Genomic DNA, 15,599 nt, shown 5'->3' on the forward strand with positions numbered 1-15,599 from the left:
CAGCGGTACCCAGGACCTCGCGGGTGCCGGTGATCGACACACCGGTAGCCACTATCAGCGCCTGGGAGACCACGTGCGCGCCGACACGGACCTTGCAGAACGTGGCGTCGCAGAACACATACGGGAACTCGGTGTGGGTCAGTGAACGCTCCCGGAACTCGGCGATCTCAGCGTCGAGACCTGCACAGATCCGGGATACCTCACTCTTGGAGACCCCGGAGTCCACGCCCATGGCCCGCACCAGATCGTCGACACTGCGGGTCGAGATACCCTGCACATAGGCCTCCATGATCACCGCGTAGAGGGCCTTGTCGATCCGGCGGCGTCGTTCCAGCAAGACCGGGAAGAACGACCCAGCCCGCAGCTTGGGAATCTTCACCCGCACATCACCGGCCGGCGTCGAGATCGTCTTGGGTCGATGCCCGTTTCGGACCGTCGTTCGGTCCGCCGAGCGCTCGTAACGGCCGGCACCGATCGCCGCTGTCGCCTCGGCCTCGATCAGGGCCTGCAAGCCAGCCCGCAGGATCTCCGGGAGCACTCCGGCAAGACCGAGTTCGTCGGATCGGAGTGTGCCGAGTTCAGTCAGCTGCTCGAGCAGGGCAGAATGGTCGTGGGTCATCGCGTGATTGCCTTTCAGTTGAGTCACTTGTGAGGTAACTCACTGATCATCACGCGATGGCCCACCCCAACGGCGACACCAAGCTCTCCGGCGTGTCCACCGCCCTCAGCGAGCCACCAAACCCCACCACTCCAGGGGACTCACCCTTTGTCGGACGTTCAAGGTGCGGAATTGAAGAAATGAGACTGCTCTGACTGTCCAAGCCGGAGCCGGGTCGGGCCTCGGTGCCTAGGGTGGAAGTGAATCACTGACATCGACAAGGAGAAGACGGCATGGGCGAGTTCGACGGACGGGTAGCACTCATCACCGGCGGTGCACGAGGACAGGGCCGCGCGCACGCGCTGGCGTTCGCGCGCGAAGGCGCCGACATCGTGATCGCCGACCGGTGCGCCACGCCAGACGTGATGGGCTATCCGCTGGCCACCACCGACGACCTGGCCGAGACCGCACGACTGGTCGCCGAGACCGGCCGACGCGTCATCAGCGAAGTCCTCGACACCGCGGATCGTGCTGCCGTCGAGGCCCTCGTCGCCAGGGCGACGGAAGAATTCGGCGGCATCGACATCGCCGTCGCCAACGCCGGCGTGTCCATGCCCGGCACGGTCCAGTCGCTGCCGGAGGCGGCCTGGGACGAGGTGATCGCCAGCAATCTGACCGGCGTCTTCCACACGGTGGCCGCGGTCGCGCCGGGCATGGCCGAACGGGGTTACGGCCGCATCGTCACCGTCTCCTCGATGATGGGCCGGATGGGCGGGCCGGGCATCGCCGGTTACGCCGCCTCCAAGTGGGGTGTCATCGGACTGACGAAGAGCGCCGCGCTCGACCTGGCGCAGTCCGGCGTCACCGTCAACGCGGTGGCCCCGGGCAACGTCTCCACCCCGATGATCCACAACAAGGCGCTGTACTCGCTGATGCGGCCGGATCTGGAATCGCCCACCGCCGACGACGTCGCGCCGGTCTTCACCACCCTGCACGCGCAGCCGGTGCCGTGGGTAGAGGCCGAAGAGGTCACCCGGATCGTGACGTTCCTGGCCGCCGAGGGCAGCGCGCACATCTCCGGCATCGTCGTGCCGATCGACGCCGGTAACGCCGCCCGCGTCACCGGCTAGAGAACGACCTCTTCCCGGACCTGGTCGGTGGGTCGTCGGTCGCCGCGCTGTGCTGCGGCACCGGCGATCACCACCAGGGCGATGCCGACGGCCTGCAGCGGCGACGGCAGCTGCGTCAGGACGATCAGCCGATGAGCACGGCGAACCGACTGCCGACATGCTGGGTCAACAGGTTGTAGATGGCCCAGCAGACCCCCGGAGCCGACCTGGTCGATCACGCTAACCGACGAGGCGCTGGCCAGCTGGATGGTCCGTGCGATGGGTGCCGCCCACTCCCGGCTCGTACACGGCGAGGGTGAAGCGGGTGAAGGCATCGGTCGAGTTGGCATAGGAGTGAGCGACATCGGCGCGGAAGGTCAGCGCATCGCCGACGGGTGAAATGGTGACGGGATGCCATTGCTCACCCGGCCCCGCCCCTGCAGAATTGAAGCGTGAGGAGATCACGATGGGAACTCTGAGCTTCACCGCGACCGTCTCGGTGGACGGTTTCGCCGCCGACGCGGACGGCGACTTCCAATGGACCGCCCCGAGCGACGAGGTCTTCGCCTTCCACGTCGAGCGCATGGCCCCGGTCTCGACCGAGATACTCGGTCGCAACACCTACCTGCTGATGCGGTACTGGGAGAACGAGCCCGTCGACGCACCGTGGGGCGAACTGGAACGGCAGTTCGCCGCGGGGTGGCGCGCGATCGATCAGGTCGTCGTCTCGTCGACGCTGACCCCCGGCGATCTCGAGGGGTCGCGGGCCCGCCTGGTGCCCACCCTGGATCTGGACGAGTTGCGGCAGATCGTGCACGACGTGCCGGGCGAGGTGGAGATCTTCGGGCCCACCACCGCGGCAGCCGCCATCCGGGCGGGCCTGGTGCAAAACTTCCGGCTCTTCGTGGTGCCCAAGATCGTCGGCGCCGGCCTGCGCGCACTGCCGCCGGATGCCCGCCTGGACCTGCGGCTCGTCGAGCACCGCGTGTTCGGCAACGGCATCACCTATCAGCACTATCGACCACGGGAGCAGTCGTGAGTACTCCGGTTCGCCTGCCGCCAGGAGGCGGCGATGCGCGCGCTGCGGCACGGACTTCGAGCGGTACGCGGCGTCCACGCCGCGCTGGCTGATCGGCTAGGGCGAGAGTCGGGCCCGGGTTACTGGGACCGCTCGCCCCGCGCCGCCTTCTCCACCGTGACGGCGATCCGTTGCGCCCGGGTCTCCGGCCGCTTGGCGCGCAGGATCCAGATCAGGATCTGCAGGCGCGCACTGGGCGGGAACGCCGCGAACCCGACCGCCGCCGCGGGCACCGCGTCGAGCGCGGCCTGCACGTCGTCGGGCACGATGCCTTCCTCGACTTCCGCGAACAGGTCCCACGTGCCGGCGGCCTTGGCCTCCTCGACCACCCGCATCCCGGCATCGGCCATCCGCCCCTGCTCGATCAGCACGGCCACGCGTTCGCGGTTGGACTTGACCCACGTCGACCCCGGTCGGCGCGGACTGAATCGCTGATAACGCGTCTGCTCGTCACGCGGTTTGGTGACACTGTCCACCCAGCCGAAACACAGCGCCTCGCACACGGCGTCGACGTACCCCTGCCGCCGATCCCGCGGAATCACCAGCCACACGCTCGCCGCCGTCGCGTGGTGGTCGGCCAGCCAGGCACGCCAGGCGCCCGCGGGGTCGTCATGGACCACCGGTGCGCCTTCGAACTCTTCGGTCATCGTCGCTTCCTGCCGCAGAGTGTGAGGTTGTGACGCTCCGGGCGTCACAACCTCACACTCTGTGGGCTCGAGTCAGAAGGCGGCGTGGGGAGCGCCGATGCCCGGGTCGATCTGCACCGGCCCGTCCTTGCCGGGCACCACGTCGAAGTCGAAGATCGACGTCGGGATGTACACGGTGGCGCAGGAGTTCGGGATGTCGACGACGCCGGAGAAGCGACCCTCCACCGGGGCCGCGCCCAGCAGCAGGTAGGCCTGCTCGGGGCTGTAGCCGAACTTCGACAGGTAGTCGATCGCGTGCAGACATGCGCGCTGGTAGGCCAGCTGCGAGTCGAGGTAGCGCTGCTCGCCGTCGAGCGTCACCGATGTGCCGGAGAAGGCCAGGAACTTCTCGTAGCGCGGACCCACGTCACCGCCGGGCAAGAAGATGGCGTTCTCGCTGACCCCGTAGGTCTCCATGCCGCCCTTGATCAGGTCCACGTGCAGGTCGATGAAGCCGCCCATCTCGATGCCGCCGCAGAAGGTGATCTCGCCGTCGCCCTGGCTGAAGTGCAGGTCGCCGACCGACAGGTTCGCGCCGTCGACGAACACCGGATAGAACACGCGCGTGCCGCGGGTCAGATTCTTGATGTCCTGGTTGCCGCCGTTCTCCCGCGGCGGGGCGGTGCGCGCGGCTTCGGCGGCCGCCGCGGTGAACGCGTCCCCGGTCAACCCGCCGAGAACGGCGTGTTCGGGCTCCGGCGGCAGCGCCAACGGCGGCACGCGGTCGGGGTCGGTGGCGATCAGCGCCGCCTCGCGGGCGTTCCAGGTGCCGAGCAGGTCCTTCGACGGCGCGGTGCCCATCAGGCCCGGGTGGATCATGCCGGTGAAGCTGACGTGCGGGATGTGCCGCGACGTCGCGGTGTGTCCGTGGAAGTCCCACACCGCCTTGTACGCGTCCGGGAACTGGTCGGTGAGGAAGCTGCCGCCGTTCGCCTTCGCGAAGATGCCGGTGTAGCCCCAGCCCTGACCGGCGAGCGGTCCGGAATCCTCCTGCGGGATGGGTCCGACGTCGACGATGTCGACGATCAGCAGGTCGCCCGGCTCGGCGCCCTCCACCCCGAACGGCCCGGACAACGTGTGGACGGTCTTCAGCGGCGCATTCAGGATGTCCTCGGCGGAGTCGTCGTTGACGATGGCACCGTCGAACCATTCGCGGCAGTGCACGCGGAAGGTGTCGCCGGGTTTCACGGTGACGGCCGGCGGGATGGCGTAGTGCCAGCGGTTGTGGCCGAGGATCTGCTGATCGGTGAACTTCTTGGACGAATCGAGTGGGAAGACGAGCTCGGGCAAGACAACGAACCTTTCACTCTGAAACAGAACGGCCGGACGTCGGCCGATCAGGGCCGCGGCAGCTTGGCGTGCAGCGGGTTGGTCGATTTCCCGGCGGCGCGACGCGGGGCGCCGCTCGGGGGAATGCGGTCGACGACGGCTGGCGTGTCGGCCGTCGCACGGGTGGCGTCCATCAGCTTCATCGCGGAGCCGCCGCGACCGAACGCGGGCGAACTGACCCCGCGACGAGCGGGCGCGCCGCAGGCGCATGCGGTGGAATCGGGGACGTCGGCCATGCGGAACGACGCTTCGAAGCGGCCGCAATCGGCGCAATGGAACTGGTAGACCGGCATGGGTTTCGGGCAACCTTCCCTTCGGTGCGAGCGCGCCCGACGGGGTTGCGCAGAACGACTGGGGTGCACCCGATCCTAGTGCGGAGCCGCCGACGATGTCGGGTAACGACCACGCCGTTGCGCTCACGGCTGGAGCGTCGACGGCGCCTCGCTGAGGGTGCGCCGGCTGGTGAACTCGCGCGCCTGCCCGGACAGCGGATCGGGGAACGCGAGCGAGCGCGCCAACAGCTGCAGCGGCAACGCCGGGTCGTCGGCCTCCTCGGGCAGCAGATCGGGGTACCGGCGATCGCCCAGGATCGGCACGCCCAACGCGGCCAGGTGCACCCGCAACTGGTGCATGCGTCCGGTGTGCGGGCGCAGCACGGTGTGCAGCACCGCACGACCGCTCGCGGACCGACCCGCTCCGGCCAGTTCGATCGCGGTCTCGGCGTTGGGCGGGCGGTCGGGGTCGACGCCGACGCGTGGGTCGTTGCGTTGCGCGGCGGTCGGATCGCGGAAGATGTGGTTGCGGTAGATCAACGGAAACCGCTGCCCGGCCAGGCGCTGCCCGGCCAGGCGCGGTTCGGCCGGGTCCCAGTCGGCGGGCCGCGCGGACACCGCCTCGTAGACCTTGGCCACCGTCCGCCGTTCGAAGAGCGACTGGTAGGCCCCGCGGGACGCGCGGCGCGCGGAGAACAGCACCAGCCCCGCAGTGGGGCGGTCGAGCCGATGGATCGGGGCGATCTCCGGATTCTCCAGGCGCACCCGCAGGCGGACCAGTGCCGATTCGCGCAGGTAGCGGCCGCCCGGCGTGGTGGGGAGGAAGTGGGGCTTGTCGATCACGACGAGGTCGTCGTCGATGTACAGGATGTCCTCGCGGTACGGGATCGGCTGCTCGTCGGGCAATTCGCGGTAGTACCAGAGGAACTCGTGCCGCCCCAGGGGCGTGTCCGCGTCCAGCGACGTGCCGTCGTAGGCGACGACCTCGCCGTCCCGGAAGCGGCGCCGCAGTTCGTCGGCGCTCACATGGGAGAAGCGCTCGGTCACGAACGCGGCGACAGTGGGCCACGGACCCTCCGCGGGTACGCGCAGACGCGTCGGGCCCACGCCGTCCTTCATCGGCAGCGGGGCGGGCATCGGCACGCCCCCATCTTCGCACCCGCGTGGGGCGCGGTCAGGGGGCTCCTCCGGTCGGACTGTCGGCCGGGCCACCGATTCGTCCGGTGAGCGGTGGCCGGCTACCGAACGTCCGCCTCGCCGCGCCGACTGGACGTCGACAGGCGCGCAGCGATGAGGGCGGCCACCGCGGCGGCGGCCAGCAGGATCGCCATCGGCCGAGCATCCACCCCCAGCACGCCGACCAGTGGCGGTGCGGCGGCGCCGAGCAGCGCCTGCGTGAACCCGATGATGGCCGACGACCGGCCGCCCGGCATGGGTGCGGCGTCCATCGCCAGCGCCATGCCGCTGCCGGAGATCAGGGCCACCGGTGCGACGGTCACCGCCAGCGCGGCGATGAACCAGGGTGCGCTCGCGTCGGTGAGAACAGCGGCCAGCACCAGCGCCGAACCGGCCACGAGCCAGGCGAGGCTGAGGTCCACCACCCGCGCGGCGGTGATGAGGCCCCAGCGGGTGGTCCGTCCGATCAGGCGCGAGCCGGACAGGCCGATGCCGGCCATCAGCAGCGAGAGTCCGGCGCCGATGAGGGCGTAGCCGGTCGGGCTGAATCCGAACATGTTCTGGAAGAGGAACGGTGCCGCTGAGACGTACGCGTACATCGACATGAAGCCCAGGCTCACCACGGCGGTATAGCCGACGAAGCGGAACATGCTGGGCGGGGGACTGTCGGCGGCGCGGGGGCGTCCGGGCGGGCCGCCCGGACCGGACGCCTGGTCGCCGGCCCGCGCGCGGGTCTCCGGGATGCCCAGGGCCACCCAGACGCCCACCGCCGTACCGATGGCGGCCAGCGCCAGGAAGATCATCCGCCAGTCGCCCACGGCGAGGATCGCCGAGCCGAGCAGCGGAGCCAGGGCGGGTACCACCAGGGTGGCGGCCATGATCCGGTTCAGCGCGCGGGCGGCCTTCGCGCCGTGCGCCACGTCGTGCACGATGACGGCCCAGCACCATGCCGGAACTGGCGGCGAAGCCCTGCAGGGCGCGCAGGACGAGCATGGTCTCGAAGTTCGGGGCGAACGCGATGGCCGCGCTGAAGACGACGAAACCGACGATGCCCACCAGCAGCGGGCCGCGTCGAGCGCGTATCGGGGGCGCGAGCTGGCGCGACGGAATCAGGCATGGTCAGGGCTTTCTACGGGGCGTTGGGGCGAGTCAGGGCCGGCAGGACGAGGTGATCGACGATGCGCTCGATCAGGCTGCGGTCGACCGGTTCGGCGCGCACAGTGATCTGGTGGAAGGTCAGGGCAGGAAAGACCGCGCCGATGAGGTCGACGTCGAGGTCGGGCGAGAGCTGTCCGTCGGCGATCGCACGATCGACGACGGCGCGATAGCAGGCGTGACGCGGCTGTGAAATCGCGGTCTGCACGGCGGTGCGCAGCGGTTCGTCGTGCGCCATCGCGGTCAGCAGTCCGGCGATTACGGCGTCGCGTCGTGCGTCGAGATCGTGCCACTGCTCGGCCATCGCGATCAGGTCCTCGCGCAGGTCGCCGGTGTCGGGCGCGTCGTAGGAGTCGTGCAGCAGGGCGACGGCGTCGGCCACGAGTTCGGCCTTGCTGGGCCAGCGGCGATAGACGGTGGCCTTGCCTGCCGAGCAACGGCCGGCGACGGCGTCGATGGTGAGGCGGTCGTAGCCGACTTCGGCGAGGAGGTCGCCGGTGGCGACGAGCAGGGCGCGGTCCCGGTCGACGTCGCGGGGTCGACCGGCTTTCGGTGTGGTCACGACCGCTCCTGTTCACCGTCCGATCAATACGATACGAAACTGTATCGTATTGTTTCTAGACCTGCCATTGGCGCTGGTAGGGGGGTGAGGGGTCAGCGGTGGGTAGGTCGGATCAGCCGGCCTCGGGGGCCTCCGCCACCACCCGGGAGATCTGGAACTGGCGCACCAGGAACCGCTTCTCGTCGAGCTTCTTGCGGCGCATCCACTGCGTCACCTCGGCATTGCACTTGCTGGCGTTGCACGAGCGGCAGGCGGGCACCACGTTGGTCAGCGTGTATCGGCCGCCCCGCGAGATCGGGAGAATACAGTCGCGCTGCAGCGCGTCGTCGGGCTGCTCGCAGTAGGCGCAGCCGCGCCACTCCGCCTGGAGTGCGTCCCACTGCGCGTCGGTGAGGTCGTGATCGGATGCCGCCATCCGACGACGTCGACGACGTGCGTACACCGCGGAACGACTGCGACCGGCCATGCCTGGAAACCCTAGTGCTCGCCGCGGAGCAACACGCCGAGGCGGCGCTACCTCTAGCTAGCACCGCAGGTGGGCGCGGGGCGGGTGTGTGGGCCCCCTCGCATTCTGGAACTACGTTCGCGGAAAATCACAAACAGGTGGAGAATGTCTGCGACGAGTTAGACACGGATGTTCCACAAGAACTTGCGATCCGACCGAGCTGAAAAGAGTCGATACCCTAATGACCTCCGACAACCAGAAGATCATCTACACGCTCACCGATGAGGCCCCGCGCCTGGCCACCGAAGCCTTCCTGCCGGTGGTCCGCACGTTCGCCGAAGCCGCCGGCATCGATGTGACCACGAGCGATATCTCCGTCGCCGCGCGCATCCTGGCCGCCTTCCCCGAGCGATTGACCGACGAGCAGCGCGTCCCGGACAACCTCGCCGAACTCGGGCGCCTCACGCAGTCGCCGGACACCAACATCATCAAGCTGCCCAACATCAGCGCCTCGGTCCCGCAGCTCAACGCCGCCATCGCCGAGCTGCAGGACAAGGGCTACGACATCCCCGACTTCCCGCAGGATCCGAAGACCCCCGAGGAAGAGGAGATCCGCGACCGCTACTCGGCATGCCTGGGCAGCGCCGTGAATCCCGTGCTGCGCGAAGGCAACTCGGATCGTCGGGCGCCGAAGGCGGTCAAGGAGTACGCGCGGGCCAACCCGCACAGCATGGGCAAGTGGTCCATGGCCTCGCAGTCGCACGTCGCGCACATGACGCACGGCGACTTCTACGCCGGTGAGAAGTCGATGATCCTCGACCACGCCTGCGATGCGCGCATGGAGGTGGTCACGCCCGACGGCAAGACCCACGTGATGAAGACCGTGCCGCTCGACGACGGCGACGTCATCGACTCCATGTTCATGAGCAAGAAGGCGCTGCTGGAGTTCTACGAAGAGCAGCTCAACGACGCCAAGGAGACCGGCGTCATGTTCTCGCTGCACGTGAAGGCCACCATGATGAAGGTGAGCCACCCGATCGTCTTCGGTCACGCGGTCAAGGTCTTCTACAAGGACGCCTTCGCCAAGCACCAGGAACTGTTCGACGAGCTGGGCGTGAACGTCAACAACGGCATGGTCGACCTCTACGAGAAGATCGACACCCTCCCGGCCTCCAAGCGCGAGGAGATCGTCGAAGATCTGCACCGCTGCCACGAGGGCCGCCCGGAGCTCGCCATGGTCGACTCGGCTCGCGGCATCTCGAACTTCCACTCGCCCAGCGACGTGATCGTCGACGCCTCCATGCCGGCCATGATCCGCATCGGCGGCAAGATGTACGGCGCCGACGGCCGCAAGAAGGACACCAAGGCCGTGATGCCGGAGTCCACCTTCGCGCGGATCTACCAGGAGATCATCAACTTCTGCAAGACCAACGGCGCCTTCGACCCGACCACCATGGGCACCGTGCCGAACGTCGGTCTGATGGCGCAGAAGGCCGAGGAGTACGGCTCGCACGACAAGACCTTCGAGATCCCCGAGGGCGGCGTCGCCAACATCGTGGACGTCTCCACCGGTGAGGTCCTGCTGTCGCAGGACGTCGAGGCCGGCGACATCTGGCGCATGTGCATCGTCAAGGACGCGCCGATCCAGGACTGGGTGAAGCTCGCGGTGACCCGTGCGCGCGCCTCGGGCATGCCGGCTGTGTTCTGGCTCGACCCGTACCGCCCGCACGAGAACAACCTCATCACCCTGGTGAACAAGTACCTCGCGGACCACGACACCGAGGGCCTGGACATCCAGATCATGTCCCAGGTGCGCGCGATGCGCTACACGCTCGAGCGCGCCATGCGCGGCCTGGACACCATCTCGGTGACCGGCAACATCCTGCGCGACTACCTCACCGACCTGTTCCCGATCTTGGAGCTGGGCACCAGCGCCAAGATGCTGTCGATCGTGCCACTGATGGCCGGCGGCGGCCTGTACGAGACCGGTGCCGGCGGTTCGGCGCCCAAGCACGTCAAGCAGCTGGTGGAGGAGAACCACCTCCGCTGGGATTCGCTCGGCGAGTTCCTGGCGCTGGCCGCCAGCCTCGACGACCTTGGTCGCAAGAACGACAACCCGAAGGCGACGATCCTGGCCGAGGCGCTCGACGCCGCGACCGGCAAGCTGCTGGAGAACCGGAAGTCGCCGTCGCGCAAGACCGGTGAGCTCGACAACCGCGGCAGCCAGTTCTGGCTGGCGCTGTACTGGGCGCAGGAACTGGCCGCCCAGACCGAGGACGCCGAGCTGGCCGCCGCCTTCGCACCGCTGGCGGAGAAGCTGGCGGCCGACACCGACACCATCCTGGCGGAGCTTTCCGACGTCCAGGGTCGTGCGGTGGACCTCGGCGGCTACTACGAGCCGGACACCGAGAAGCTGCACGCGGCGATGTGCCCGAGCGCCACGCTGAACGCCGCACTGGCGAGCGCTCAGGCCTGACGCCTTCCGCGCACCGCATCGCGACCGGCCGCCGAGCTCACTCGGCGGCCGGTTCGCATCCGCGCCGAGTCAGTCCGGAGGAGGTGCTGTCGCCGCCGTGGGTTCCGGGTCCGTGGGCGGCTCGGGGCGGAGCCAGAGCCAGATGCAGACCACGGTCATGATCGACGACGCCACCAGCGGGATCCACAGGTGCGGGGCCAGCCACAACAGCAGTGCCGCCGCGAGCAGCATCATCACGGTGGCCAGCCATTTGGCCCGACGACGCAGCGCGCCGTGCGCCTGCCAGTCGGTGATCATCGGGCCCAGGCGGGGATGGCTGAGCAGACGGTGGTGCAGGCGTTGCGAACCGCGGGCCGCGGCGAACGCGGCCAGCAGAATGAACGGCACCGTCGGCACCACCGGAAGCACGATGCCGATCACCCCGAGCGCGAGCGCCAGGTAAGCGACGAGCCACCAGAACCAGCGAAAGCGCGTCGTGGGGGCCATACCGAGAATTCTATGGGCGCACGCGGACTGAGGTCAGTGGCGCAGATCCCACGCTCGCGGTTGCCGAGATAATCCGGGCCGTCGACGACACAATGGCAGCCATGACCGAGAACAGCACCGCCGTGACCGTCGAGGTGGTCGACCCGATCGCCACCCTCACCCTCCGCGCGCCGCAACGCCGCAACCCGTTGTCCAAGGACACCATGCGCACGGCCACGCGCCTGCTGCGCGAGCTCGACGCTGATCCGCAGGTGCGGGTCATCGTGATCGCCGCCGAAGGCCCGGCGTTCTCCGCCGGGCACGACCTCGCCGAAGTGGCCGGCGCCGAGCTCGACGATCAGCGCGAGATCTTCGGCGCCTGCTCGGATCTGATGCTCACCCTCCACGAGGTGCGCCAGCCGGTGATCGCGAAGGTCGCTGGGATGGCACTGGCCGCCGGCTGCCAGCTGGTGGCCACGTGCGATCTCGCGATCGCCGCCGACACCGCCCGCTTCAGCACCCCGGGCGTCAAGATCGGACTGTTCTGCTCCACCCCGATGGTGCCGCTCACCCGGGCCGTCGGACGCAAGCGCGCCATGCACATGCTCCTCACCGGGGAGATGATCGACGCGGCGACGGCCGCCGACTGGGGCCTGATCAACCAGGCGGTGCCTGCCGACGAGCTCGACCGGGCCGTGGCGCAGCTCGCCGCCTCGATCGCCGCCTCCAGCAGCGCCACCCTGGCCATCGGCAAGCGGGCCTTCTACGACCAGATCGACGTGTCCGAGCCCGCGGCCTACGAACTGATGTCGGAGACCATGGCCGTCAACGCCGTGATTCCCGACGCTAAGGAAGGGATCTCCGCGTTCCTGGAGAAGCGCCCGCCGGTCTGGTCCGACCGGTAGGCGGGTCATCGGCAGCGGGGCGTCCGGCACACTGGAGTGCATGAGACCCGGTGAGCAGGCCCCCGCATTCGCATTGCCCGACCAGACCGGCACGGTGCGGCGGCTCGACGAACTGCTGGCCGCCGGTCCGGTGGCGCTGTTCTTCTACCCGGCGGCGTTCACCCCGGGCTGCACCAAGGAGGCCTGTCACTTCCGCGACCTGGCCGCCGAGTTCGCCGCGGCCGGTGTGCAGCGGATCGGTATCAGCGCCGACGCGGTGGAGAAGCTCGACCGGTGGACCGCCGAGCACGGCCTGGACTTCCCGCTACTCGCGGACGTGTCCGGGGAGATCGCGAAGGCCTATGGCGTGCAACGGGGTTCGCTGCTGCGCACGATCGGCATGCCGACCAAACGCACCACCTTCGCTATCCGGACCGACGGCACGATCGCCGACGTCATCGCCTCGGAGGTCAACATGACCGTGCACGCCGACCGGGCGCTCACCGCGCTGCGGAGTTGAGAACGGCGGTTCAGTCGGCGTCGAGCGCGGTGACCGGGATCCCGTAGGGCAGGAAGCGCACGCGACGGCCCGGATCAGTGTTGTGCTGATGCGCGCGCAGGGCGTCGAGTTCGGTGGGGAACACCTGCTCCACCCGCGCACCGCCCTCGTCGCTCGCCACGATGGCCCAGACGCCGCTGTCGGAGTCGGCGCTGACCACCGGCGCTTCCGGGCGCGGCGCCTCCCGGCGGGGACGCGCGGCGGCATCGGAGAGGGTGGACCAGGCGAGTTGGCCGCCCTGCCCGGCCAGGAACTTGCCGATCATGTCCTTGAGGCCGTCGCCGACCTCCCGCGTGAAGCGGTCGAAGTCGTCGTCGCCGGGGCCGAACGAGCCGCCCGAGGCGGAATTGCTGGGGGACATGGGCGCTCCTCGCCGATCGCGAACGTATTCGACGTCCACGGTACGCAGTTTCGCGATCAGCGGCCGGTCCAGCGAGGCTCCCGCTTCTGCACGAATGCCAGGATGCCCTCGCGAGTGTCCGTGCTGACCAGGATCTCGTCCAGCACCGCCAGGCTGTCCTGCACCGCCTGCACGGTGTCGGGCTGCGTTTCGGCGTCGGCCATCGTCGACAACGAGGCGCGCACCGCCGTGGGGGAGGCCGCCAGCACCTCGGCGGCCACCTCGCGGGCCAGGTCGAGCACTCCGCCCGGTGCGGCCACGCGGGAGACCAACCCGTGGGTGAGGGCTTCGGCGGCCGTCAGACGGCGGCCGGTGAGGATCAGGTCGCGGGCCAGCGCCGGTGGGAGCAAGCGCGGCAGGCGCACCAGCCCGCCCGCGGCGGCGACCAGCCCGACCTTCACCTCGGGCAGACCGAACGTGGCGTGCTCGTCGGCGACAATCAGGTGGCAGGCCAGGGCCACCTCCAGGCCGCCGCCGAGAGCGAAACCGTTGACCGCGGCGATGATCGGCTTCGGCTTGTGCCGCCGCGACGTGAGACCGCCGAACCCGTTGGCCGGGGTCGCGAGTCCGCCGCCGCCGGCGCTGGCCGCGAGGTCGTTGCCCGACGAGAACGCCTTCTCGCCCGCGCCGGTCAGGATCGCCACCCACAGGTCCGGGTCGGCGAAGTAGGCGTCGAAGATCTCGTCCAGCTCTTGATTCGTGTGCGCGGTCAGCGCGTTCCGCGCCTGCGGCCGGTTGATGACGATCTCCAGCAGGTGGCCGTCGCGCCGCACGATCACGTCCGAGTAGTCGTCGCGGAAGCCCACCGCACGCCGCGGGTGCAGCCGCTCCATGGTGTTCTCGTCGACGGTCACGGTGTTGCGCGTCGGCGACGAGCGCACCCAGATCGGCGTGCCGATCGGATCGCCCAGGAGGCGCTCGGCCAGTACGGCGTCGTCCGGGTCGGCCAGGCCGATGAACCGGGAGCCGTCGTCGCGCCGCCCGATCACCACGCCGACCGGCGCGTCGCGATCGGGGTCGAGGACGGTGAACGACTCCACCGTCGCGGGCCCGTCGGGGAAGCGGGACAGTGGGATCCGCGGACCGCGGTCCAGGCATTCCTGCAGCGCCGCCGAGCGGGACGGACGCCACGGTGCGGGCGCGGTGGAGTACACGCCCACCGACATCTTGCTCAGCAGGCCGCCGTTGGCGGTCACCAGACCGCGGGTGCCCGGGGCGCTGCGCACCCGGTCGACGATCTCGGCGATACCGTGCATCGAATAGTTGTTGCCGGGGCCGCCGAAGTAGGGGAGTCCGCCGGTCGCGGTCAACCCGCGCGGGTCGTCGGCGCGCAACCCCAGCGCGTCCGCCACCGTGGACACGGCGATGGGGAAGCAGCTGTAGAGGTCGAAGGCGGCGATGTCGTCGGGGCCGACGCCGGCCATGTCCAGGGCCTGCGCCAGCGCGGCGTCGGAGGCCGGTGTCGCCGACAGCTCCGGGCGCTCCAATACGGGTGCCTCGGCGGTGTCGGCGTGGCCGTGCAGGAACACCCAGCGGGCCGGATCGATACCGGCGGCCGCCGCCTCGCCGACGGACATCATCAGCACCGCGGCCGCCTGGTTCACGTGGTCGCGCGCGATCAGGCGCCGCGTGTACGGGGTCGCGACGACGCGGTTGTTCTCCCCGGGCGTCGCCAGTTCGGCGGCGGTGTGCTCGCGGGGCGCCGCCGCGTACGGATTGCGGGCGGCCACCGCGGTCATCGGGGCGAACAGCTCGCCCATCTGCTGCGCGTACTCCGCCGCGGACAGACCCAGGCGGTGCCGGCGGGCGTTCTCGAGCAGGGCGTACTGGTGGATCGGCAGCATCACCCCGTGCTTGACCGATTCCACCGAGGTGAGCCCGGCGATGCCGAAGCCGCGGTCCTCGAGCTGCCCGCCGACCTCCTCGGTGTAGTCGGGCGCCGGATCGATGCGGCCGGCCAGCGCCTGCCGCACCGTCGACATCACCTCGGCGCCGAAGAGCAGAGTCGGACCGCACCGGCCGGCGGCGATCTCGGCGCCGAACTCGTTGACCAGGTGCTGCGGGCTCTGGCCGCCGGTGATCTCGGCGACGGCTCGGCGCGGGTTCATGCCGGTGCGCGCCGACACGGCCCGCGGCAGGTTGTCCGGCCGACCGAACGGCGATTGCGCTGCGGGACTGGAGATCTCGAAGGAGCGCGTCGCCGCCACCACGTCCACGGCGGCCGCCAGATCTGTCGCGGCGCCCGCATCGGCCAGCGCTGCGCGCACGGCCCGCGCGGCCAGGTCGGCCTCGCTCAGCGCCGCATAGTCGGCGTCGTCGGGCCGCTCGGCGGCCTGCCCCACCCCGACGATCACCGGGGTGGACGGATCGACTCCGTGGATCAACGTGCTCTCATCAGGCATGTG

18 protein-coding genes are annotated in these 15,599 nt (G+C 69.6%); 5 read left to right on the top strand and 13 right to left on the bottom strand.

The window, feature by feature from the left end; genetic code table 11:
* Positions 1 to 619, bottom strand: a 619-nt coding sequence (locus tag ABD989_RS06635; protein WP_345313032.1) for an IS256 family transposase, incomplete at its 3' end; no start/stop codon positions are given.
* Between the two features lie 272 nt (positions 620 to 891).
* On the opposite strand from ABD989_RS06635, the gene ABD989_RS06640 reads away from it, so the two are divergent.
* Entirely contained in the window at positions 892 to 1,728 is an 837-nt protein-coding gene (locus ABD989_RS06640; protein WP_345312868.1) for a mycofactocin-coupled SDR family oxidoreductase, read from the top strand.
* Here the strand turns inward: ABD989_RS06640 and ABD989_RS06645 are convergent.
* Together ABD989_RS06645 and ABD989_RS06650 are read right to left on the bottom strand one after the other, a co-directional pair.
* Positions 1,725 to 1,946 carry a hypothetical protein gene (locus ABD989_RS06645; RefSeq protein WP_345312869.1) on the bottom strand — a complete coding sequence of 74 codons (222 nt, stop codon included), beginning with the start codon at positions 1,944 to 1,946 and terminating at the stop codon, positions 1,725 to 1,727. The genes ABD989_RS06640 and ABD989_RS06645 overlap by 4 nt on opposite strands.
* Before the next feature lies 1 nt (position 1,947).
* Complete coding sequence (locus ABD989_RS06650; protein WP_345312870.1) at positions 1,948 to 2,172, bottom strand: hypothetical protein; 225 nt, start codon at positions 2,170 to 2,172, stop codon at positions 1,948 to 1,950.
* A gap of 1 nt (position 2,173) precedes the next feature.
* Here ABD989_RS06650 and ABD989_RS06655 point away from each other — a divergent pair, with 1 nt between their 5' ends.
* Positions 2,174 to 2,746: a dihydrofolate reductase family protein gene (locus ABD989_RS06655; RefSeq protein WP_345312871.1), complete on the top strand. Its 573-nt coding sequence runs from the start codon at positions 2,174 to 2,176 to the stop codon at positions 2,744 to 2,746.
* 119 nt (positions 2,747 to 2,865) lie between these two features.
* Here the strand turns inward: ABD989_RS06655 and ABD989_RS06660 are convergent, their stop codons facing one another.
* The 7 genes from ABD989_RS06660 to ABD989_RS06690 all read right to left on the bottom strand — a co-directional run bounded on the left by ABD989_RS06660 (position 2,866) and on the right by ABD989_RS06690 (position 8,431).
* On the bottom strand, positions 2,866 to 3,432 hold the full coding sequence (locus tag ABD989_RS06660) for a YdeI/OmpD-associated family protein (protein WP_345312872.1): 567 nt from the start codon (positions 3,430 to 3,432) through the stop codon (positions 2,866 to 2,868).
* A 72-nt stretch (positions 3,433 to 3,504) separates the two neighbouring features.
* Complete coding sequence (gene fmdA / locus ABD989_RS06665; protein WP_345312873.1) at positions 3,505 to 4,761, bottom strand: formamidase; 1,257 nt, start codon at positions 4,759 to 4,761, stop codon at positions 3,505 to 3,507.
* Positions 4,762 to 4,808: 47 nt separating this feature from the next.
* Positions 4,809 to 5,093 carry an FmdB family zinc ribbon protein gene (locus tag ABD989_RS06670; protein WP_345312874.1) on the bottom strand — a complete coding sequence of 95 codons (285 nt, stop codon included), beginning with the start codon at positions 5,091 to 5,093 and terminating at the stop codon, positions 4,809 to 4,811.
* A gap of 123 nt (positions 5,094 to 5,216) precedes the next feature.
* Positions 5,217 to 6,209 carry a pseudouridine synthase gene (locus tag ABD989_RS06675; protein ID WP_345313033.1) on the bottom strand — a complete coding sequence of 331 codons (993 nt, stop codon included), beginning with the start codon at positions 6,207 to 6,209 and terminating at the stop codon, positions 5,217 to 5,219.
* Positions 6,210 to 6,310: 101 nt separating this feature from the next.
* Positions 6,311 to 7,168, bottom strand: a complete 858-nt coding sequence (locus ABD989_RS06680) for an MFS transporter (RefSeq protein ID WP_345312875.1) — start codon at positions 7,166 to 7,168, stop codon at positions 6,311 to 6,313.
* Between the two features lie 209 nt (positions 7,169 to 7,377).
* Entirely contained in the window at positions 7,378 to 7,965 is a 588-nt protein-coding gene (locus ABD989_RS06685; RefSeq protein ID WP_345312876.1) for a TetR/AcrR family transcriptional regulator, read from the bottom strand.
* A gap of 112 nt (positions 7,966 to 8,077) precedes the next feature.
* Positions 8,078 to 8,431: an HNH endonuclease gene (locus ABD989_RS06690; RefSeq protein WP_345312877.1), complete on the bottom strand. Its 354-nt coding sequence runs from the start codon at positions 8,429 to 8,431 to the stop codon at positions 8,078 to 8,080.
* Positions 8,432 to 8,651: 220 nt separating this feature from the next.
* On the opposite strand from ABD989_RS06690, the gene ABD989_RS06695 reads away from it, so the two are divergent.
* Positions 8,652 to 10,886: an NADP-dependent isocitrate dehydrogenase gene (locus ABD989_RS06695; RefSeq protein WP_246991478.1), complete on the top strand. Its 2,235-nt coding sequence runs from the start codon at positions 8,652 to 8,654 to the stop codon at positions 10,884 to 10,886.
* A gap of 69 nt (positions 10,887 to 10,955) precedes the next feature.
* Here the strand turns inward: ABD989_RS06695 and ABD989_RS06700 are convergent, their stop codons facing one another.
* Positions 10,956 to 11,372: a YbaN family protein gene (locus ABD989_RS06700; RefSeq protein WP_345312878.1), complete on the bottom strand. Its 417-nt coding sequence runs from the start codon at positions 11,370 to 11,372 to the stop codon at positions 10,956 to 10,958.
* A 101-nt stretch (positions 11,373 to 11,473) separates the two neighbouring features.
* Here ABD989_RS06700 and ABD989_RS06705 point away from each other — a divergent pair, with 101 nt between their 5' ends.
* Together ABD989_RS06705 and ABD989_RS06710 are read left to right on the top strand one after the other, a co-directional pair.
* Positions 11,474 to 12,256 (top strand): enoyl-CoA hydratase, encoded by a 783-nt coding sequence (locus ABD989_RS06705; protein WP_246991474.1) that lies wholly within the window; start codon positions 11,474 to 11,476, stop codon positions 12,254 to 12,256.
* A 40-nt stretch (positions 12,257 to 12,296) separates the two neighbouring features.
* Complete coding sequence (locus ABD989_RS06710) at positions 12,297 to 12,755, top strand: peroxiredoxin (RefSeq protein WP_345312879.1); 459 nt, start codon at positions 12,297 to 12,299, stop codon at positions 12,753 to 12,755.
* Between the two features lie 10 nt (positions 12,756 to 12,765).
* Here ABD989_RS06710 and ABD989_RS06715 read toward each other — a convergent pair whose 3' ends face one another.
* Positions 12,766 to 13,155 (bottom strand): hypothetical protein, encoded by a 390-nt coding sequence (locus ABD989_RS06715; protein WP_246991470.1) that lies wholly within the window; start codon positions 13,153 to 13,155, stop codon positions 12,766 to 12,768.
* 56 nt (positions 13,156 to 13,211) lie between these two features.
* Positions 13,212 to 15,596 carry an acetyl-CoA acetyltransferase gene (locus ABD989_RS06720; protein WP_345312880.1) on the bottom strand — a complete coding sequence of 795 codons (2,385 nt, stop codon included), beginning with the start codon at positions 15,594 to 15,596 and terminating at the stop codon, positions 13,212 to 13,214.
* Positions 15,597 to 15,599 lie beyond the last annotated feature (3 nt).

The sequence above is a fragment of the Gordonia alkaliphila genome (genome assembly GCF_039542465.1).
Lineage (GTDB): Bacteria > Actinomycetota > Actinomycetes > Mycobacteriales > Mycobacteriaceae > Gordonia > Gordonia alkaliphila.